The sequence below is a fragment of the Spongiactinospora sp. 9N601 genome (assembly GCF_044326295.1).
In the GTDB taxonomy this organism is placed as follows: domain Bacteria; phylum Actinomycetota; class Actinomycetes; order Streptosporangiales; family Streptosporangiaceae; genus Spongiactinospora; species Spongiactinospora gelatinilytica.
Genome location: NZ_JBIRBB010000039.1, coordinates 1 through 21,570, shown reverse-complemented (window position 1 = coordinate 21,570; position 21,570 = coordinate 1). Strand labels below are relative to the sequence as shown.

Here is a 21,570-nt window from a genome sequence, read left to right as displayed (position 1 = left end):
CTGGGACAGCGAGGCGGCCCGCCACGCCCGCGTCGCCGACGCACTCACCGACCACATTTCCCGCCTCGAGCGCTGAACTGCGACCTCCTCCACCGCCTTGCCCAAAAGGCCAGGGCCGGTTAAAGGAGCGGCTGAACAAGGAGATCCGCCGCCGCACCGATGTGGTGGGGATCTTCCCTGATCGGGCGGCGATCGTCCGGCTGGTCGGTGCGGTTCTGGCCGAGCAGACCGATGAGTGGAGCGAGGCGCGGCGTTACATGGGGGTGGACGTGCTGGCCAAGGCCCGGCTCCAGGTGATCGAGGGCGACACACCTGCGCAGAACGCGATCCCGCAGACTCTTACCGCTTAACCTGCAGAAACAGGATCACGCGACGGCTGATTCATACACCACTCGCGTGGACGTGACCCGCCGCGGTGCGGTTGCGATCCCTCCAGGGATGATCGGGAACGGGCCGAAGTGCTGTCCCCCACCATCAAAGACCGTTGCGATCCCTCCAGGGATGATCGGGAACCACGCCCGGGTGGCCGATGACGGCGTGTGGGTGACCGTGTTGCGATCCCTCCAGGGATGATCGGGAACCCGAGGATAACGCCGCAGGTCACCGCCGCAGTAGAAGGACTTGGAACGGCGGATTTTGCAGCGGTTCGGCGGTAGTGCAGATGCGCAGGTCACAAGGGGTGTGGTCACAGGATGGGGTCGGTGTTGCCGAGGGGTTGGCCGATGAGTTCGGTTTGGATGTGGTGAGGGCCTTGGGTGCGGTAGATCAGAACGCTGTCGTAGGTCGGGTGAGCTTGCTCCCCTTTGACGGACACCAACGATGTGATAGCCACGCCGCGGTGGCCCCTCAGTAGCACTACGGTGACCCCGGCTGCTGTGCGCCCGAGGCGGGTTGTACCTCCCTCGATCAATCCGCAGGCCTATGTTCGCCGCCGTCCGGCTGGGCCGGTGATCTTTCATTCGGATTGTGGTTGTCAGCTTGGATTCAAGGGGTCGTCGCGACACTGCTGCTCAGCAGCAAGTTTAGATGATCGCTGAAGGCTTCTGCCGGTGTTCTCCAGCCGAGGGTCTTTCGAGGCCTGGTATTGAGCGTGAACGCGATAGCGGCCAAGTCTTCGGCGTTCCATCGTGACAGGTCGGTGCCCTTGGGAAAGTACTGCCGCAGCAGGCCGTTGGTGTTCTCGTTGGTGCCACGCTGCCAGGGGTATGAGGATCGGCGAAATAGACGAGCAAGCCGGTGTCGATCCGCAGCCGGGCATGCTGGGCCGGCTCCGTTCCACGATCCCAGGTCAGCGAACGCGGGAGCTGCCCGGGCAGGCCGGTGAGCTCTTTGGTGATCGCGTCCCTCACCGCCTCGGCGCCGCGGCCGGCCAGCGCCGGGCCGTTCTTAACCCGCTCCTGCGTGGGGAAACCCTCCATCCGCGGTAGATGCAACAGCAAGGTGAACCGGGTCGTGCGCTCTACCAGGGTGCCGATCGCCGACCGGCCGGTGCCGATAATGAGATCACCCTCCCAGTGACCCGGGACCGCACGATCCTCCGCCTCGGCGGGCCGTTGGCTGATCAACACCTCAGGGGTCACATGGCCGCGGTCCTTGTGCCGGGCGCGGGCACGCGGCACCCGCAAGGCACGCCCGGTGCGCAGGCAGGCGACCAGTTCTCGCTTGAGCGCTCCTCGCCCCTGGATGAACAGGGCCTGGTAGATCGCCTCGTGGGAGATCCGTCTCGTGTCATCCTCGGGAAAGTCGACCTTCAGCCGATGGGCGATCTGTTCGGGGCTCCACGACCTCGCCCAGCGGCGGTCTTGACGGCGGGGTTTGTTACGTCCTTTCCAGGGCGCCGTCCGCGGCCCCACCGGTGTGCCGTCGGGTGGCGGACCTGCCCGGCCGGCTGCTCCTCCACGTACTCGCGCAACTGCTCATCGGCCGCCGGGCCCGGCGCTCGGCGTGCCATTGCGCGACCATCGCCCGGTATTCCACGTCATAGGTCCGCCTCGAGCCGTTGCGCTGAATTTCGCGAGAAATCGTCGACGGCGACCGTCCCAGGTGCCGGGCGATCTCGCGCACGCCGATCTTCCGGGCACGGCACAAGGCGATTTCTTATCGCTCTGCGAATGACAGGTAGCGGCCCGACACGGTCGGGGCAAGGCAGGGTCCCACCCCGCCAGTCTGGCGAAACCACCGTGTCCCGACCGTCGGCGACACGCCGATTTCCGCTGCAGCGTCCTGGTCGCTCCTTGGACGATCGCTTGCCAGAACCGGACGCGATCATGACGCCAGGCGGCGGTCGGCCGTCCCGGCGAGGGGACCTGACCGCGATACAACCGGGCAGCCTACTACTTCTTGCCCACGCCCGTGCACCAACACCTCCGGCGATGAAGTGTTGCGAGTACCGGTTGAATCCGCCCAAGGACTGCCAGGTAGGTGACGAACTCATCGCTGACCTTGTCGTCAATGATGGCGATTTTCCATGGCTTAAAGCCGACGTACGTCCACCCCCTATTTGAAAAGGAACTCGCCTGCTCGATGACGCGAACGACCACGTCGATGAATGGGAGGCCGCATACGAGGAAATCCAGGCAGCCGTGACCCTCAAGTACCCAGACGGCGGTGAGGTTCCCGAGTTTCTCCTGCACATCGACAAGGGTGGGATGTGATGGCGGTGGAGCGACGAAGCGTTCGGCCATTAATCACACGCCTGAGCATCGATCTGGAACACGCGACGCAGGAGCAACCGGGCGCAAACGGTTAGTTCACCCGGTCAGCGGTAAAAATTGATGTTCCGCTTCCTCATGAGGACAGCCTCTTGCGCGTGTCGGCGAACGTAACCAGTGGCGCCTATGTGGCCTGTTCGTTCACCTCGACTGTGACGCCCGGCTTCTCACCCCAGAAGGCAAGCAGGCCAGTGATCTCTTCCACCCTCGGGAACGGCTTCGGGTAGGACCAGACCACGTCTTCGATCACAGCGTCACCACTCTGGACCGACCAGTAGATGGCGTCGCCCTTGAACGGGCAGTGCGACGTCGTCGCCGATGATCTAAGCAGGTCCATCTTCACGTCCGCCGACGGCAGGTAGTAGCGCGGTGGACAGCCCGTCTCGGTGAGCATGACCGACCGCGAGGACGTCGCGGCGACCACGTCCCCGACTCGCACCACGACCTGGTCCGCTACGGGCGTGACCTCGATTTCATGTCCTTGCGTGTTCATAGAGCGATCCCATCAAACATTCCCTGCGAACGCCAGCGTAACGCTTCGTGGCAAGCCAGCCCGTTCGACGGGCGCTGCTCACGTCGACAAAGAGCGCTTGGTGCGCGCACCACAGATACCCAGAACTGTTAGACCCCAGTGAACCCTTTCAACCGGTCGTCTGGACCAGGTCAGCTTGCGGTCCGCCGTCTGCGAACCCGCCCCGATGCTGTCGCAGGACGCCTGGTCAGTCGGAGACACCGACTCGCCTTCTCCGTCTGGCCAGGGAGTTTGAGGTTGAAAAAGGTGCAGTGTCATGAGTATTCGCGGTGGCTGTTTTCGATGCCGACGGACGCACGATGGGTCTACTCGATCTCGGCGAGCGCGGCATCTGCCACGACCCGCCCTACCCAGGCCAACGCCGCCTTGCTCCACCGGGAGAAGTCCGAGCGGGACACCTCCACCAGATGGCACAGCCGCTTCACGGCGATGGTACCTGTCTTCCCCGGGGAACCAGATGTTGATCGTGTCGCCCTTGACGCTGGTAATCTTGATCGGTATCTGCCGGTGTCGAAAATCTTGACGTTGAGGATCAGATGGGCGTTGTCGGCAGCGGCACGGTGCGGGTCCCGTAGAGGCAACGGTAGGCGGTGGCCTCGGACACGCCGAAGGCGAGGCCGTGCGGGCGAATGTTGAGCTCCTGGGTGCTAACACATAACGCCGCCATCATCAGGATCTGCACCATGCGCCGCCGACACAGTGACCGCGTAATCACCGACCGCGTGATCACTGTCTGCACCGATAATTGCCGAGACATGCATATAAGCTGTTACATTGTTCAACGTCTTACGGAGGCAAGCGTCCTGTGTTCGTTTGACCCACTTCCAGCCATCTTCCTCGGCAACTCGGTCATAGAACGCAATAATATCCGGCGTTGAGCCCTGGTAGGCGTATTGTTTTGTCGCAAAGACATGCTCATCTTCCTGATCGCATCCGGCTTGAGAGCTTACCGCCCTTACGGTCGGGGGATGCGAGCTTAAAACCTTCTGTGATTGCAGTATGGGAATAAGAGCTAAATCTTCAGGTGTACACCCAGAAGCGGAATGGAGAACTCCGGAACAACTTAGGGTGGCGGCGCAGATCAAAGCCGTTCCCGCTGTGTACGTCGTGATGGAGAAAGCTGTGGGCCACAATTTCATGCCGATAAGTATAGCCGTGGCCTCATCGTATGGGAAGGTGTGAGGATCCGAGAGGCGGCGCACCCTTACGTGAAGGGAGGATTACGCCTGGACACCATAACACAGTCTGGTATTTGCGATACGTGGCCAGCCTATTTGCATGAATTTTCATGCCTTAAGTGAGGCTAGTCATTCACAAGTCCAGCAGGAGTGTATTTAGGTAGAGGGGTATTCTTGAATTTGCCGTCCGGATCCGGGTTGACCTTGCCGCACCGGATGCGAATGTTTTCGTACTGCGTAAAGACTGACTTTCCACAGAATTGCTGCATTCCGCCGCGGAAGACCTGGTACATCAGGTATGAATGGTCAGGGGCGTACACACTCCTCGGGCGGGGGTGGTCCCTTCCGATCCATGATTTATTCTTCTCATAAAAGCTTATGCCAATGCTATTTATCACTTTATCGCGAGCACTTTCTTTCCTGTCTTTCGGAGCTACGTAGCGTTCGTGTATATCTCCGATCTTCTTGGCCACATCGCATCCGAGATAGTAACATATCATGACCATTCCCATGAAGTGACGCAATGCGTTTCGTGCATGCGACCCCTCCTTGGTTCTTGCGTTGACGAAGGCGTTGACCGAATCTCTTATAGTGCTGATTTTGTAGCAGGTCTGGACACCTAGCTCCTTCTTGCAGTCCTCCTTCTCGCGAGGATTAACGTCAGAGGATGTCGGGGAGCCGGCAGAGGTTGGAGTGCGCCCTCCGTGTCCTTTTGGTTGCTTCTTGTCTTTCCTGTCTGTGAGTGCTTTCCAGAGCTGGTCAAGATCTCGATCCCCAAGAATCCCAAGATCGTACATCGTCATATATATTTCACGCGTGTCTTTATCTGCATTCCAGAAGCCCTTAGGGGCTATTCTGCCATTATTCATGTAACCGACGCGGCGCGCTTCCTCATCCGAGAGCTGGGGGGAATAGCCTTTAAGTAGCTCCCAAATCTCTCCGGGATCCCCTTGGCCCGTCCAACTCAAGTCCCAGGCGATAGGAGTCACGTAAACGATCCCGCTGAAGGGCCCACAGCCTCCACTGCAGGGGTCGGGGTCCAATGAGAATGGTTTGAGTTGCAGGCTGTCCCCGTGCTTATCATCGCTCGGCTGAACGTAGACGCCGCTGCTCGATGCATGCCCGGTGGGATCGAGTCGAGTGAGCGGGGAGGCATTGGCGTACGTGTAGCGGTTGGCCTGCACCGAGGGTGCCGGGGGGAGTGTGGCGGTGTCGCGTGAGGTGAAGGCGGCGGTGCCGGGCTGGTACCAGCGGGCGTGCATGTTGATCTTGCCGCTGTTGGGGTCGGTGTACTCGCCCTGGTAACCGATGCCGCGTGCGGTGCCGGTCTGGGCGGTGATCTCGCCGAAGGGGCTGTATGCGGCCGAGTCGGTCAGGGCGGTGGCTGTGAAGGTGGCCACCAGGTCGCCGTGCAGGTCGCTCAACGCGGCCAGCGCTGGGCCGGCGCCTTCTTGCAGGCTGAGGAGCCCGCCGGAGGGGTCGCGACTGTACTTGGCCTGGACGGTGCTGCCGCCGTCGATGATGGCGGCCACGTCGTTGCCGAGACCGGAATACAGGAACCCCTGCGCGGCTCCGGCCTTGTTGCGGGACATGACGCGGCCCAGGGCGTCATAGCCGTAGGTGATGTCGCCGTCGGTGATGAGCTGGTCGAAGGCGTCGAAGCTCATCTGCGTGATGGTCCCGTTCGTGGTACGCGTGGCCTGGGTCCCCCGGGGGGTGTAAGTGTAGTCGGTGCCGCCGCCGGAGGTCAGCCGGTTGCGTTCGTCGTAGACGTAGGTGGTGGCACCGGCTTTGATGCGGTTGCCGGAGGCGTCCCACTCATAGGCGGTAGTCGTGCCGCCGGGGGCGATCCAAGAGGTCAGCCGCCCGGCGTGGTCATAGCCGTAGGTGTTGGTGCCGGCCCCGGCGGTGCCGGTGGTGGTCTTGGAGGTGAGGTTGTCGTCCTTGTCCCAGCCGTAGGTGATCTTCGCGATCTGGGTCCCCGCGCCGTTCTTCAAGATGTGGGTGGTGGGACGGTCCATCTTGTCGTAGTCGAAACTCTGGGTGCTGGCCTGGCCGGTGGCGCTGATGGTCTTGAGCCGGTCGGCGTTGTCGTAGCCGTAGGTGAGGGTTCGGCTGCTAACCGGGTCGGTGGCGGTGGCCAGCCGATCGCCGTCGTCCCAGGTGAAGCTGGCGGTACCGGCGGCGTCGATGCGCTGGGTGGGATTGCCGCGCCCGTCATAGCTGTAGGCGCTCTGCTGGGTGCCGCCGCGGGTGACGGTGGTGAGCAGGCCACGGTCGTTGTAACCGATGGTCAGGTCACCAACGCTCGTGGCGCGACCGGCCAGGTCGTAGCCGAAGGTCCGGGCGGCGGTGGACGCCTCGGCTCCGGTACCGGCCTGTTCGGTGAGGCGGCCCAGGTGGTCGAAGGTGCGGTCGATGCGCACGCCGCCGGGGGCGACAGTGGCCGTTTCGTTGCCAGCGGCGTCGTAAAGGCTGGTCCAGGTGCGGTCGGCGAGCGCCGGGTGGGCGGTGGTGGCCGGTTCGGTGACGGTCTCGGGCAGGCCGAGGGTGTTGTAGGTGGTCCAGGTGGCGTTGCCGCGGCCGTCGGTGATCCGGGTCCTAGCGCCGGTGGCGTCGTAGCCGAAGCTTGTTATGATCGACGCGGTGGCGCTGATGGGTTCGACCCGGGAGGAGAGCCTGCCCAACACATCGAAGGTCTGCTGGGTGACGTGCCCTTCGGCTGAGGTGAGCGAGGTCGGGTTGCTGGCGGTGTCGTAGCCGTAGCCGGTGGACCGCAGGACGGTGCCGGAGGAGTCGAGGTCCTTGGTAGCGATCTGACGGCCCGCCAGGTCGTAGTCGGCCACCGTGGAGTTGCCCAGCGGGTCGGTGCTCTTGGTTAGCCGCCCGGCGAGGTCGTAGACGTTGGTGGTGGTGTGGTTGAGCGGGTCGGTGATCGTGGTGGGCTCGCCAGCGGCGTTGACGGTGTAGGTGGTGGTCTTGTTGCCGGGTGCGATGGATTTGGTGAGGTGCCCGGCGTCGTTGTACTCGTACTTGGTGATGTGCGCGGCGGCCGGAGTGCGCTCGATCCGTGTGCTGGTGACCTGGCGACCAAGGTCGTCGTAGGTGGCTTCGGTGCGCGCCCCGGTGGGGTCGACGTCGGCGAGTCTCTCACCGAGCAGGTTGAAGTCACTTACCCATTGGCCTGCGATTTGGCCCGTCGGAGCAGGATCGGTGATGCGCACCTGGCGGCCGAGCTTGTCGTACTCGAACGAGGTCACGAACCCACGCGGATTGGTGGTGCTGATCAGCTGCCCGGCTGCGTCGTAGTCGTGGCTGACCGTCGGAGTGACGGCGGCGCCGCCAGGCGGGGTATAGGCAGGCGAGGTGATCTGCGTGGGACGTCCCGCCTTGTCGACGGCGCTGATGATGGTCCGTCCTTCGGCATCGACGCGATGAGTTTCCTCGCCTGTGGTGTTGTAGCCGTAGCGCATGCTCGGTTGTCCGGTGGTGGAGTTTCCGGCCTTGTCGATGGTCACCCGTGGTGCCACGGTCTCAGCCAGCCGCCCCAGCGCGTCGTAGGTGAAGGTGGTGGTGAAGTCCTCGGGGTCGGCTCCGGACAGGTTGCCGCGAGGATCGGTGATCGCGGTCAAGAGTCCACGAGCATCGTAGGCGGAGGTAGTGACCAGGTCCTGGCTACCGTTCTCAACGGTCTCGCGGGTGGGCAGGCCGAGTTTGTTGTAGACGGTCTCGGTGATCTCGGTTCGACCGCTCGCCGCCTCCGTGCGGGTGGCCCTGGTGGGCTGATCGGCCGCGTTGTAGACATATGCGGTCCGGCGGGCCATGCCGCCAGGGTCGAGGGTCAGAGAGGTCAGCCGGCTGGCGGAGTCGTAGAGGAACTCGGTGACGGTCGTCCCACCCCCGGTAATCGCCACCATCGGATTGCCGGCCGGATCGTACTCATGTTCCTCCACGACGACGTCACGGGTGGTGATAGCACCGTTCAGCTTGACGTCGTCGGCCGTCTTCTTGCGCAATGTGCCGTCGTCCCAGTAGGCATAGGCGGTCTTACGGCCCATCGCATCAACAGAGGAGGCCAGGCGTCCAGCCGGGTCATAGGTCCGTGACTCCACGACCACGTCGGTCGCGGCTTGCGGACTGACCGGGCTGCCGGTCCAGTCCTTAAGCGTGCGGCCGATGAGTTCGCCACGGACGCTGTAACCATTGTCGATCACCGCACCTCGGGCGTCGGTGACGCTTGTGACCCACCCACGGTGGTTCCACTCTTGCTCCACCACCCCGCCTTCGGGATCGGTGACCGTCGCTACGTGACCGTAACCGTCATAGGTGTACGTGAGAGTCCGGTCCGGATCTCCACCGGTCAGGTCGGCGACCGTTTTGGTGAGGAGGTCGCCGTCGGCGTTGTAGGTATATCGCTGTTGCGTGGTGTGGGTGATGTTGCTGACCGCGTTCTCCACGGCGGGGCCGGTCTCGGTCAGGATCCGCCCTACACCGTCGTAGGTAGACGTGGTCTGGGATCCAGCGGGCTGGCCCGGGTCGTGGATCTTGGTCTGAGCGGTCACCCGGCCGATCGCATCGTGATCTGACACAACCTTCAGGCCCTCGGGCTCGACCCGTTCGGCCACGTCGCCGGAGGCGGTGTATTGATAGGTCCATACGGCATTGTTGGGCAGAGTCTTCGTTTTCAACAGACCGGCCGGGGTAGTACCGCCGCCGATCGCCGATTCGGTGCCGTCGGTGTAGACCAGCGTGGTGGATCGGCCAGCGGGGAAGTCGGAGGTGACCGGGGTGGTCTGCTTGGTCGGCTCGCCGAAGGCGTTGTACTCATACGTGGTGCGGTAGGTGTTGTCGCTCTCGCCGGCCGAGCGGCCATCGCGGTAGGCGGTGACCTGGTCGTTGCGCGGGTCGAACGGATCGGACGCGTTCAGGTAGTACGCCCAGTACTCGATCGCGCACTCGTTCTGGACTCGGCAGTATTTGCGGCCGATCTTGTTACCGCGCTTGTCGTAGAAGAAGTCCACGTCGATGTCGTTGCGGTCGTTGATCTGCCGGATGAAACCGGCCTGGTCGTACTGGTACCAGGTGGATTTGCCGAGCTGATCGACCTCCGCGCGCAGCCGGTAACCGCGCCAGCCGTCATAGTAGTACTGCAACTCGTGGTCATCGGGGTCGGTGACCACGAGCGTGGCTTCACCGTTGTTCGGGTTGGTCGACATGGTGCCGATCTCCCACGTGCCGCCATGGGCATCGGTGTGGGTGGCCAGCCGGTCGGTCCGCTCGTCATAGGTGTTGGCCGCCAGCACCCGCCCCGACGGCAGCGTGATCTGGGTCAGCTTGTGCGGCACCTCCGCCCGCGCTGCATAGTGCTCCTGCACCTCTGCGGTGGTCAGCGGCTTGCCGTACACTGCGACCTCATCGACGCTGCCCTGGAAGGGGAACGCCTGCACCCCCGCGGGCACCGCGGGGGACACTGCGGCATCGGTGATGCCGTTGCCGACACTGGCGGTCTGTCGCCAGCCGCTCACCGTGCCGGTGGTGGCACCCACGTGCTGTCCGTCAAGGTACAGCGTCTGGTCGACGCCGGAGACGGTCAGCACGACATGGTGCCAGGCGTCGTCGTTGACCGTGCCGGAGGAGGTGATCGGGGTCGCCACCGTGCCGAAGGAGCCGCGGAGTTTGCCGTCGGTGCCCACGTACAGCATCGGGCCGCGGGCGACGCCGCCGGTGTGCTGGGTACCGGCGGCCACCAGCACACCGGACTGGGTGGTCTTGAACCAGGTCTCCACCGAGATCTGATCGCCGAGATGCGGGATGGCGTTGGCGGGGAGTTTGATCGCCGAGGTGGCGCCGAATCCGCCGACGGCGGTGTCCGGAGTCCCGGCCAGCGCGCCGGTCTGCCCCAACGTGACCGACTGGTAGGTGGCGTCGGTCTCGCCGGTGCCGAGGTTGTCGGCGGCGGTGCCGGAGGCCTCACCAAGCCGCCAGTAGCCGAACGGGTCGGAGTTGAGCACGGTGCTGCGGTACTGCGAGCCGTTGCCGTAAGCGAAGGTGGTGCAGTTCGGTGCGGCGACCGGGGCGCACACACTGGTCAGCAGGTTGCCGGTGTAGCTGTAGGTCCAGGTCAGCGGGGTGCCGTCGATCGGGTCGCTGGACACCGTGGCTACGTGGTCGCCGGACCAGGTGAAGGTGATCGACCGGCCGCCGGTAGCGGTCACCTGCTGGAGTTTGCCGTTGGTATCGTAGGTGAGATTCTGGGCGCGGTCGCGCTGGTCGGTCACCGTGGTCAGCCGGCCTTGGGCGTCGAACAGGTAGGTGGTGGCGGCCTTGTCCATCAGTTTCCAGCCGTCGCCGGCCTCTTCAGCGAGGGTGGCGTGCATGCCGGGCGGTGGCTGGTAGGTCCCCGAGCCGTTGCTGCGGAATCGTACTTCGCTGCCGTCAGGGTAGGTGACCAGCGCGGAGGTCGTCGCACCGCGGATCTCTTTGACGATCTTCATGTCCCAGCGGGTAGACCATCCGGCGCCGAAGATGCCGTCGGTTCGGGGGTCCATGCTGTTGTACGTGCGCACCACCGACAGCGGCGGCCCGGCCGTGGCCACCGTCAAGTCGGTGAAGGTGGTGGTGTAGTTCCCCGACTGCTGGTCGAAGTCCTTGTCCTGGATCCCCTGGGCGGCCAGATGCGACATGATCACCGGCTGGCGGACGCCGGTGACGAACGACACCACTGACGACGTCGTGGTCAGGGAGTCGGAGGTGTCCCGGACGGTGACGGTCCACCAGTACTGCTGGCCCCACTCCAGCTGTCCGGCTGGCACGGTCCACTTGTTGACGTTCTGCGCCAGGAATCCTGAGGTGGTGCAGCCGGTCCCGGACATGGCTTCCACATCGCAGACCTTGAAGTTGTATCGCAGGGCGGCGCCGCTGCTTTGGCCCCATGCCCGCAATGTGGGGGTGATGGAATCCACGAGGTAGCCATGGACGGGATAAAGATCAACGATCGTTGGCGCGGAGAGGATTGCTACTTGTGCATCGGTCACCTCGGCGCGACGTACTCCCGGCGGGAGCTTGGCAAAATCCTCCTCGGAGGGGCCGGGATTGCTCTGGGGTGCCTTCCGATCCTCAACCGGTATGGCGTCTTTGGGGGGCTCTGGGATAGGCACCCATCTGCTCTCTCGCCCCGGCTCGGGCAATGAGGTCGCCGAACTCGGTACTAGCGATGGACCGTGGCGTGCCGAACCCATCGCCTGCTTGGGAGTGGCCACGGTGCCTTGCGGGCCGGTCTCTGCCGCGATCAGCGATGCCGGAGTGGCCCAGCCAGGCGTGGCATAGAGAAATGTCAGGCCCGGGATCATGAGTAGCAGTACAGCGATGGTTTTCCATGCGCTTCGGCGCTTTAAGGGCGACATGGAGCCATTTCGCTGCATGCGACGTCACACTCCAAAATTCAAGCGGCCAGAACGCACCCTCCGATGCTTTCTGCGACCGCCTGTGCTCGCAAACTATCCGGAGAAGACGTCAAAGATCATCTGATTGGAACGTACATAGATCATTGCCATGCGGCAAGTGTGACTTATGCCATATTTACACGTGAGCGTCTCTCGCGTTTACTGGCTCTGAGTCATAGCAGCGTGCCGTGACACGGCTTCAGTCATCAGCCCTGGTCGCGGACTTGCCTCTGTTGTGTCGTGTTTCTCGGGTGGTCGTCTGTGGCGGCTTGGTCTCCGAACTGTCGATCCTGCACAACGCCCGCTACACCGGCTATCAGGTGTGGAACAAGCAGCGATCGAGTGAGGTGCTGGTCGATCCCGGTGATGTGGCCTTGGGTGTTCATCGGGTGAGGCGGGGCAATCCCGAGCGCGCGTGGGTGTGGTCACGACGCCCGGCCCATCCCGCGATCGTCACGACGGAGGACTTCGACCGCGCGCAGACCGTCCCGACGATCCGTGGGGTATCGCGGACGTATGTGCTGCGGGGATTGTTGCGCTGCGGCGTGTGCGGGCGGTCCATGGAAGGAACATGGACCAACGGCCGGCGCAACTACCGCTGCCGCCCGCGGGCGGGGCAGCGGCACCGCAGCGTGTTTGTTCGCGAGGACACGGTGGCCGGCCATCTGGGCGCGTTGCTCATTCGGGCTGTGGCGGTCTCACAGGGGCGCGGAGACGTGGAGGGTATCGACGCCCCGCGCGGATTGGCTGAGCAGGCTGCTCTGTGTCGTTCGCTGGCGTTGATGATCACCTACCGGCCGGACATCCCTGCGCTGGTGAGCGTTGTCCGGGGCGAGACCATCATCGTCAGGGTGTGAGGGTCGGTCGGGGAGTCGAACCCCCATGGAGTCCATGATGAGGTAGCGGCATCCGGCGCGTCTGGCGGCGCGCAGGGCCTGATCCAGGCTGGGTGAGCGGGCGGCGAGCAGGGCGATGGCCTCGGTGACGTAGCGCCAGGCGGTGGGCCAGGCCGATGGCGAATCCGGCGGCGAGCTCGGCGTAGGTGTCGCCTTTGCGCAGGTGGACCAGGACGAGCATGGCTTGTCGGCCGGGGTTGAGGCGGCGCGGTGTGGAGTTGATCTGCCGTCGGTGGCGTCGCACGATGCCGGCCAGGTAGGTGAGCGTTTGGGATGACAACGGCAGCGCGGCACGATAGAACAGCATGTAGGTCTCTGGTTGGTGGTTGATCTTGGTCGACAACCCTTCTACCAGGGGCCTTCTCTACTTCTCGATCAAGAACAGGGATCTGCAACCAGCCTGTGACCTGTGCTTTCGCGGTAAAAACGCTCAATGATGGAATCACTCCAGGGATGATCGGGAACGCAGGGCAAGTCCGCGGCCGCCGCCGGGCGCATCCTGTTGCGATCCCTCCAGGGATGATCGGGAACGGCACGCCCGGACCCCGCGTGCCCGCCTCTCATCACGTTGCGATCCCTCCAGGGATGATCGGGAACCGCCGGCCGGTGGCCCGGCAGCCCCGATCGGGGATACCCGTTGCGATCCCTCCAGGGATGATCGGGAACGTGGCCCGCCCGGCCGTGGCGGCCAGCAGCTCAGGTTGCGATCCCTCCAGGGATGATCGGGAACTGCCGGTCCGGCGGGCTACGGCATCCAGGCGGGGTTGCGATCCCTCCAGGGATCGCAACAACCGGCCGATGGCGACTACCGCGCGGCGGTGTGGGTCACCGATCATCCCTGGAGGGATCGCAACTGGGCTGGTCTGTACGACCAGACGCGCCCGTCTGGTCACCGATCATCCCTGGAGGGATCGCAACGCGCGCTCGCGTAGACGACCGTTCACGGTACGGGCCGCGTCACGGTTCACCACTGTGGGGATCGCTACCTGCGTACGCCGAGTTGGTGGCCAGGGGGGTGCTTGCTGGCATTCTTCGTTGATCAAGCAGCGGTGCATCTCGGAAGCTGCTCGGCCGGCTCAGTAGGTCGAGAGGCTTGAACAAGGTCATCTTCGCTCGTCTCCATCTGCTCAAGATCAACTCTTAGTGTTGCCGGAGGGTTGCCAGAGGCGGGTCGTAGACCGGTGGCGAGATAGTGGAACTTCTCGCCTGGAGCGATCTGATGGCCAACGAACTGATGGACGGCGGCGGTGGTGGATCCTCGCCGTTGGACCTCGCGGAGCACCTGTTTCGGCTGGTGGCAGCCTGTGGCGGCAGTCTTGCCGTTGATGGTGCCGCGCTCAGCCCCGAACTGCCGCAGCGGCAGATATCACTCAGAGAATTGCGGCATCTGCTTGCCACTCGCTCGGTGAGCACGGCCACCACGCGCCTCGTGTGGCGCGAACTGGCGATACGAGTCCAGGGAGGTGAGCCGCGGTGGGCCGTCGCGGCGGCAGGGGTGGCCGTACCTCTGCTCCGCGGCATTGCCGCTGGCAGTCGGGCGGCAGCGGGCCGGGCCGGTGTCGAGGGCAGGGTGCTGGCCGGGTTCAGTGAGGCGCTTCGGACCGTTGATCCTCAGCGGCTGGATCTGGTGGCGTTCTTGTATGACGCCGCCCGTACGGCAGGTGAGCGGGTTTCCACAGCTTCCGCGCGGGGCCGGGTTTCCTCAGATCCGCGGCCCATTCACATCCGAGAGAAAGGAGATCGGGGCGTTCGCACCGGTCCCGCGCGGAATCACACCTTGCGGCATCGACGGCGCTTGCGCGGCTGCGCGCTCGTGGTCGGAGTCGCTGCCGTACTGCTCGCCGGTACCGCCATTGCCGCTGTGGCAGAGGCCGCGGCAGTGGCGTTGCCGCAGTGGCAGCCGAAGCCGCCGGCCGGGACCGCCGAGCTGACCAGGGTGTTCACGAACCTGCGGAACTGGCTGACCGGGCTGCTGGCCGCGCTGGCGACGTTGATGCTGACGATCGGCGGGGTGCGGTACCTGGTCGCCGGGGGTGATCCGGGGGAGGTGCAGAAGGGCAAGGCGGCGCTCAAGGCGGCGGCGTTCGGGTATTCGCTGGCTGTTCTGGCGCCGCTGTTCATGAACGTGCTTCGGCACGTCGTGGGCGGGTGACTCCGGTGGAGCCGGTGCCCGCACCGGCGACAGGCGGGGCAGGGCTGGGCGGGTGGATCGGGGACCAGATCACCGCGTGGTTCGCCGATCTGGTCGCGTCCGCGGTCACGCCGTTGCTCGATGTGCTGTCGGTGTCGTTGCTGACCACCCCGCCGGTGGATCGTCTGCCACGGCTGTGGGACCTGTGGAAGGCCAACGCGGTGATCGCCAACAGCGGGTACGTCGTGCTCATCGTGGCAGGCGGGATCCTGGTGATGGGCCACCAGTCGTTCCAGACGCGGTACGCGATGAAGGAGATCCTGCCCCGGCTGGTGATCGCCTTCCTGGCCGCCAACACCAGTTTCGTGCTGGCCGCCAAGGCGATCGAGGTGGCCAACGGTCTGTCCCAGGCGCTGCTCGGGCAGGACTTCGACCCGGCCCGGGCGGCACGGGCCCTGCGCGGGATGGTCGTGGTGTCGGCGGAACCGGATCTGTTCTACATCGTTCTGGCGATCGTCGTCGTGATCCTGCTCGTGCTGCTGCTGATGACGTTCGTGGTGCGGGTGGCGCTGACCGCGTTGCTGGTGATCGCGGCGCCGCTGGCGCTGGCCTGTCATGCGCTTCCGCAGATCGACGGGGTCGCCCGCATGTGGTGGCGGATCTTTGGCGGGCTGCTGCTCATCCAGGTCTGCCAGTCGCTCGCGCTGGCGGCCTCGGTACGGATTTTCCTCAATCAGGACGGGCGGGAAGTGGTCGGGCTCTCCGTGTTCGGCCAGTTGTACGGCTTCCTGCTCGCCATTGTGCTGTTGCTGATCTTGGTGCGGATTCCGTCATGGATCGCGCGGGTGATGTTCATACGGCCGGGGCGTCGCCGCGGCACGTTGGTCGGGCGAGTGGTCAAGATGGCCATCGCGTACAAGCTGGCGAGTCCGGTGCTGCATGCGCTGCACATTGGGCGCGGTGGGCGGGCTGCGGTACCGGCCAGATCGCGGGCGGTCGCCGCACGAGCGGCAACAGCGGCAACGGGCCCTGCTACAACGGCAACGGCGGCTGCCGCGGTGCGCGAAGGGTCGAGCAAGCAGGCGCCGATCGCCGCGACCGACCACGGCTATCCGCGCGACGCCCTCTACGCCAACGGCCCCGCCGGGCTGGGCCAGTTGCGCGAACTCCGCCATCGCAGCCGACGGCCGACGCCCAACACACCGACATCCGACCGTACCCGCAAGCCCGCACAAGGAGATCGAAAGTGACCACCGACGGAATCGTCCGGATTCCCGCGGACATCGACCAGCCCGACAAGATCGTATGGGGACTGACCGCACGCCAGACCGTGATCCTCGCGGTAACGGCAGTCCTGCTCTACGGCGAGTACGCGGCCCTCGGTGAACGGCTCCCGCTCGCCGCCGCGCTTGCGCTGCCCATCGTGGTGGCCGGTGTGCTGCTCGCATTCGGTACCCGAGACGGTGTCGGCCTGGACCAGTACGCGCTCGCCGCGCTGCACCACGTCACCAGCCGCAAGCACCTGATCCCCGAACCCAGCGAAATACCAGCTCCAGCCGCATGGATCGCCGCCCGCAAAGCACCTCGCGCCGGACCTCTGCGGCTGCCCGCACGAGGGGTCACCGAGGACGGCTTGATCGACCTCGGCGACCGGGACGGCGTCGCCGCGGTCGCGGAGGTCTCCACTGTCAGCTTCGCCTTGCGGACCCCCGACGAGCAGGACGAACTCGTCGCCGTCTTCGCACGCTGGCTCCACTCGCTGTCCGGATCGGTACAGATCCTGGTACGCGCCGAGCGCACCGACCTGACCCCCACGATCGAAGCGCTGCTCCACCAGGCACGCGACCTGCCCCGCCCGGCCCTCACCACGGCGGCACAGCAACACGCCGCCTTCCTCACCGACCTGGCCGACCGCCACGAACTGCTTCGCCGCCGAGTCCTGCTGGTCGTCCGCGAGCAGAGCGCAGGGCGGGCGCTGCGCCGCATAGAGGAGGCCACGCGAGTGCTGAACGCCTGCGGCCTGGACGTACGGCTGCTCGACCGCCACGCCCTGACCACCTGCTTCGACACCGAAAGGCCCGGAGGCGCGCGATGACCAAGCCCCGCATCGGCCCGGACCTGGTCACCGTACGTCCCCGCCACATCGAGGTACCGGACGGCGTGTGTACCACGCTCGCCATCGCCGGTTACCCCCGCGACGTCGGCCCCGGCTGGCTGGAACCCCTGCTCACCCACCCCGGACGGCTCGACGTCTCCCTCCACATCGAGCCGATCCCGTCCCTCGTCGCCGCCGACCGGCTGCGCAAACGGCTCGCCCGCCTGGAATCGACTCTTCGCACCGACCACGAACACGGCAGGCTGCTCGACCCCAGTGCAGAAGCCGCCGCCGAGGACGCCCACGACCTGGCCTCCCGCGTGGCCCGCGGCCAGGCCAAGCTGTTCCGCACCGCCATCTACCTCACTGTCCACGCCACCGACCCCGCCGAGCTCGCCGAAACCTGCGCAGAGGTACGCGCGCTGGCCGCCTCCCTGCTGCTCGACGCCCGCCCGGTGACCTTCCGCCACCTCCAGGGCTGGATCAGCACGCTGCCGTTCGGCTACGACAACCTGGGCATGCGGCGCAGTTTCGACACCTCCGCGCTGGCCGCCGCCTTCCCGTTCACCTCACCCGACCTGACGACCGATCTCGGCCCAACCGCCGTCCTGTACGGCGCGAACCTGTCGTCCGCGTCCCTGGTGACCTGGGACCGGTTCGCGCAGGACAACCACAACTCGGTGATCCTGGCCCGGTCGGGCAGCGGCAAGAGCTACCTGGCCAAGCTGGAGGCACTGCGCTCGCTCTACACCGGGGTCGAGGTCGCGGTCATCGACCCAGAAGACGAGTACGGCCGGCTGTGCGAAGCCGTCGGCGGCGCGCACATCCGGCTGGGCGCGGCCGACGTACGGCTCAACCCGTTCGACCTGCCGTCGCCCAGCGCACAGGAAGAAGACCCGCTCACCCGGCGCGCGCTGTTCCTGCACACGCTGGTGGCGGTCCTGCTCGGCGAGCGGCTGGACAACGTACGCAAAGCGGCGCTCGACCGCGCCATCCTGGCCGCCTACCGCCAGGCCGGGATCACCGCCGACGAGAACACCTGGTCCAGACGCCCGCCACTGCTACGCGACCTCGCCGACGCCCTCGCCGAAGACCCTGACGCACGAAACCTGGCCGCCGGTCTGCGCCCATATGTCACCGGCACCCACCGCCGCCTCTTCGACGGGCACACCACCACTCGCCCCGACTCGCACCTGATCGTCTTCTCACTTCGCGACCTGCCCGAGGAACTGAAGGCCGTCGGCACTCTTCTCACCCTGGACGCCGTCTGGCGACGCGTCTCCAACCCCGATGCCCGCCGCCCGCGACTGGTCGTGGTCGATGAGGCGTGGCTGCTCATGAAGGACCCGGAAGGCGCCAAGTTCCTGCTCCGCATGGCCAAAGCCGCCCGCAAGCACTGGGCCGGACTGTCCGTCGTCACTCAGGACGCCGCCGACCTGCTCGGTACCGACCAGGGCCAAGCCGTGGTCACCAACTCCACCACCCAGATCCTGCTCCGCCAGGCACCCCAGGCCATCGACCGGATCACCGACGCCTTCCAGCTTTCGGACGGCGAGCGGCGGCTCCTGCTGTCCGCCGAACGCGGCACCGGACTGCTCGCCGCCGGACGGCAACGCGTCGCCTTCCAGGTCATCGGCAGCCCCTGGGAACACGCCACCGTCACCAGCGACCCCCAAGAACTCACCGCACTCAACTCTGAGGAGGAACTATGACCCGCGCCGCATGCGCCATCGCCATCACCCTGCAATCGGCCCTGCTCACAGCATGTACTGAGGCTCGCCCGCAGGCCGCACCGGCCGTACCCGTCAGCGCCATGACCGTCGGCGTACGGCCCGTCAGCAACACCGAAGCCCGCCGCGCCTATGACCGCTACCTGCGGCTGGGCGATCGAACCTACGCCGGACTGGCACTGGAGATCAGCCGCGCCCGCCCGGAACCCTTCCCACCCGGCGATGTCCGGTTCATCATCCCGCGCCCGCTGCCAGGAAGTCCTCGCTGGTTCCTCGCCAGTACCGTACGCGCCCAGCTCATCTTCCAAGAGACCAGAGCCGGATGGCGGGTCGTCGCGGGATCAGCCACCCCGGCCGGGTACCGGCTCCCGGAACCGGCCTTGGACCCCGACGGGCACGCGATGGCCCTGGACGAGCACGCCACCGGCCTGTACGCCACACCGCGCCAAGTGGCCCACGCCCACGCCATCTCGCTCGCGAGCATGCACCTCCATCCACAGGCCCGCGCGGTCCTCGCCCCCGGCACCCACACCAGCGACGCCGCCCGCGACCTCCAGGCCGAACAGGCGCTCACGCGCGGCCAGTGGGCGCTGAGCATCACCACCCACGACCTGCCCGCCCTGTACGCGCTGCGCACCAAGGACGGCGGCGCCCTGACCTGGTACGGCATCCGGGAAACCCAGACCTACACCCCGGTGGCCGACCCGCACACCGCCATTCGGTTCAGCCGGCCCGTGCTGGCCGCCCTCAGCCGTGGGCGTGCCTTCGTGAGCCGGGCGGTCATCAAGGCCGCGGGCTCGTTCGTCGCCGTCATCCCACCGGCCGGAGCCACGGCCAAAGCCGCCGTCGCCGGCGGCTGGTACGCGACGACCAGCATCAACGGATCGTGACAGGAAGCCGCCAAATGATCCATGCAGACCCCGCCGACCTGTGGAAACTCGCCGCCGCCCTGGCCACGGCCGAGACCGTCATGGCCGTCCTCCACCTCACTGTCCACAGACTTCGTCACCGCCGCTGGAGCCGCGACGCTCGATGCGTCGAGATCCTCGCCCCGCCCACGGCCGACATGGCCGGAGCCGAAGCGCTGTGGACCAACCTGATGGGCCTGCTCCGGTCCTGGTGGAAGCGGCTTTTGCTGGGCCAGCACCACCTGGCCTTCGAGTACGTCTTCAGCAGCGACGGCATGCGCATCCGGATGTGGGTGCCCGGCGTCGTTCCCAAGCACCTGGTGGAGCACGCGATCGAGGCGGCCTGGCCGTCCGCGCGTACCCGCATCGAGGCCGCCGACCAGCCGATACGGGAGCGCGGCTGGTCCACCGGCGGCCAGTTCGTCCTCGCACGCGGCGAACGCCTGCCGATCCGGCACGACCACGCCTCCGACCCGCTTCGCGCGCTCACCGGCGCGGTCGTCGGCATGCCGCCCGGACAGCGCGCCGTCGTACAGATCCTCGCCCGTCCGGCCGCCGGACGCAGGCTGAGCGGCGTCCCGAAAAGGACGGTGAGCGCCCTGCTCGACCTGATCACTCCCGGACCGCAACAGGTCACCTCGCTGGAGGGGGCAGGCTGGGCCCGCGCCGTCCGCGACAAGGCGCAACGCCCTCAATACGAGGTCGCGATCCGCTACGCCGTCCAGGTCGATCGGCCCGCCAAAGCGGCGGCCCGTGGCCGCGCACACGCGATCGCCTCCGCCTTCGCCCTGTACTCAGGACACAACCGCTTCCAGCGACAGCGGATGTACCAGCCGGTACGTCGGCTCGCCGCACGCCGGATGACCCGCGGCTTCCTGCTCTCCGTACCGGAACTCGCCGCCCTCGCCCACCTCCCGCTCGACACCGCCGTCCCCGGCCTGCGCCGAGCCAGGGCCAACAGCGTGCCACCGTCCCCGGCCATCCCGTACGGCGGCCCGCGCGCCAAGATCCTCGGCACCTCCGACTCCGGCCACGAACGCACGGTCGCGCTGGGCGTCGTCGAATCGTGCCACCACGTTCACGTACTCGGCCCCAACGGCACCGGCAAGAGCACCCTCCTCGCCCAGATGATCCTCTCCGACATCCAGGCCGGACGTGGCACCGTGGTCATCGAAGCCAAAGGCGACCTCGTACGCGACCTGCTCGGACTCCTCCCTAAAGCAGCAGGGGAGAAGGTCGTCCTGATCGACCCGGACGACCGCCACCGCCGCCCGGCGCTCAACATGCTCGGCGGCCCGGACCCGGTGATGGGCGTGGACAACCTGGTCGGCATCTTCCGCGAGATCTACGCCGACCACTGGGGCCCGCGCACCGACGACATCCTGCGCGGGTGCGCCCTCACCCTGGCCGGAAAGGGCGGCACCCTCGCCGACATACCCAAGCTGCTGTCAGACCCGACGTTCCGCCAACGCCTGATCGCCACGATCAACGACCCGGTTCTGCGCGGCTTCTGGACCTGGTACGCGAGCCTGTCAGAACAGTCCCAGGCCCACGTCACCGCACCGATCATGAACAAGCTGCGGGCCTTCCTGCTCCGCTCCTTCGTCCGCGACGTGGTCGGCTCAGCCGAGTCCACCTTTGACCTCGGCGACGTGCTCGATGGCGGAATCCTGCTGGTACGCCTCCCCAAGGGAGTGCTCGGCGACGACACCGCCCGCCTGCTCGGCTCCATGCTCCTCGCCCAGGTCTGGCAGACCGCCGCCCGCCGCGCCCGGCTCGGCCATGCCCGCCGCCCGGCCGCGCTCTACGTGGACGAGTGCGTGCGCCACGAGGCGCTGCAAGACCGGGTCGGGGTGAAAGACCCCGACCTGCGGCCAGTCGCAGCTGGCTGCTGAAGCTGAGGACAGCCCGAACCGGGAGACGCCGGGGAGGGCGGGAGCAGTCCTG

Annotated in this window: 12 protein-coding genes, 2 pseudogenes and 1 CRISPR repeat array; of the genes and pseudogenes, 8 read left to right on the top strand and 6 right to left on the bottom strand. The window is 66.0% G+C overall.

Features of this window, described 5'->3' with window-relative positions; genetic code table 11:
- Positions 1–350: transposase (locus ACH34R_RS43450; RefSeq protein WP_397567488.1), on the top strand; the 350-nt coding region annotated here is incomplete at its 5' end.
- Positions 351–984: 634 nt separating this feature from the next.
- Here the strand turns inward: ACH34R_RS43450 and ACH34R_RS43445 are convergent.
- From ACH34R_RS43445 to ACH34R_RS43425, 5 genes and pseudogenes are all read right to left on the bottom strand, one after another.
- Positions 985–2,321: pseudogene (locus ACH34R_RS43445) on the bottom strand (IS30 family transposase).
- Between the two features lie 12 nt (positions 2,322–2,333).
- Complete coding sequence (locus ACH34R_RS43440; protein WP_397567487.1) at positions 2,334–2,684, bottom strand: hypothetical protein; 351 nt, start codon at positions 2,682–2,684, stop codon at positions 2,334–2,336.
- A 151-nt stretch (positions 2,685–2,835) separates the two neighbouring features.
- Positions 2,836–3,204 carry a DUF427 domain-containing protein gene (locus ACH34R_RS43435; protein WP_397567486.1) on the bottom strand — a complete coding sequence of 123 codons (369 nt, stop codon included), beginning with the start codon at positions 3,202–3,204 and terminating at the stop codon, positions 2,836–2,838.
- A gap of 686 nt (positions 3,205–3,890) precedes the next feature.
- Complete coding sequence (locus ACH34R_RS43430; RefSeq protein ID WP_397567484.1) at positions 3,891–4,382, bottom strand: hypothetical protein; 492 nt, start codon at positions 4,380–4,382, stop codon at positions 3,891–3,893.
- A 164-nt stretch (positions 4,383–4,546) separates the two neighbouring features.
- On the bottom strand, positions 4,547–11,770 hold the full coding sequence (locus tag ACH34R_RS43425; protein ID WP_397567483.1) for a LamG-like jellyroll fold domain-containing protein: 7,224 nt from the start codon (positions 11,768–11,770) through the stop codon (positions 4,547–4,549).
- 362 nt (positions 11,771–12,132) lie between these two features.
- On the opposite strand from ACH34R_RS43425, the gene ACH34R_RS43420 reads away from it, so the two are divergent.
- Positions 12,133–12,720 (top strand): recombinase zinc beta ribbon domain-containing protein, encoded by a 588-nt coding sequence (locus ACH34R_RS43420; protein WP_397567481.1) that lies wholly within the window; start codon positions 12,133–12,135, stop codon positions 12,718–12,720.
- Here the strand turns inward: ACH34R_RS43420 and ACH34R_RS43415 are convergent.
- Positions 12,721–13,066, bottom strand: a pseudogene (locus tag ACH34R_RS43415) (transposase family protein); the annotation flags it as partial.
- 128 nt (positions 13,067–13,194) lie between these two features.
- Positions 13,195–13,552: direct repeats of the CRISPR family, unit length 30 nt; unit sequence GTTGCGATCCCTCCAGGGATGATCGGGAAC.
- A 426-nt stretch (positions 13,553–13,978) separates the two neighbouring features.
- Here ACH34R_RS43415 and ACH34R_RS43410 point away from each other — a divergent pair.
- Genes ACH34R_RS43410 through ACH34R_RS43385 form a run of 6 tightly spaced genes read left to right on the top strand, consistent with a single transcriptional unit; the run spans position 13,979 to position 21,518 of the window.
- The gene (locus tag ACH34R_RS43410) at positions 13,979–14,911 is read left to right on the top strand and encodes a hypothetical protein (protein ID WP_397567480.1); all 933 of its coding nucleotides are present in this window, start codon (positions 13,979–13,981) and stop codon (positions 14,909–14,911) included.
- Positions 14,912–14,916: 5 nt separating this feature from the next.
- Complete coding sequence (locus ACH34R_RS43405) at positions 14,917–16,140, top strand: hypothetical protein (protein ID WP_397567479.1); 1,224 nt, start codon at positions 14,917–14,919, stop codon at positions 16,138–16,140.
- On the top strand, positions 16,137–16,985 hold the full coding sequence (locus ACH34R_RS43400) for a PrgI family protein (protein ID WP_397567478.1): 849 nt from the start codon (positions 16,137–16,139) through the stop codon (positions 16,983–16,985). The genes ACH34R_RS43405 and ACH34R_RS43400 overlap by 4 nt, the downstream gene beginning before the upstream one ends.
- Complete coding sequence (locus tag ACH34R_RS43395) at positions 16,982–18,697, top strand: VirB4 family type IV secretion system protein (RefSeq protein ID WP_397567477.1); 1,716 nt, start codon at positions 16,982–16,984, stop codon at positions 18,695–18,697. Before ACH34R_RS43400 ends, ACH34R_RS43395 begins: the two co-directional genes overlap by 4 nt.
- A complete protein-coding gene (locus tag ACH34R_RS43390) occupies positions 18,694–19,605 on the top strand; it encodes a hypothetical protein (protein ID WP_397567476.1) in 912 nt (303 codons plus the stop codon). The genes ACH34R_RS43395 and ACH34R_RS43390 overlap by 4 nt, the downstream gene beginning before the upstream one ends.
- A gap of 14 nt (positions 19,606–19,619) precedes the next feature.
- Positions 19,620–21,518 carry a type IV secretory system conjugative DNA transfer family protein gene (locus tag ACH34R_RS43385; RefSeq protein WP_397567475.1) on the top strand — a complete coding sequence of 633 codons (1,899 nt, stop codon included), beginning with the start codon at positions 19,620–19,622 and terminating at the stop codon, positions 21,516–21,518.
- The last annotated feature ends 52 nt before the right edge of the window (positions 21,519–21,570 follow it).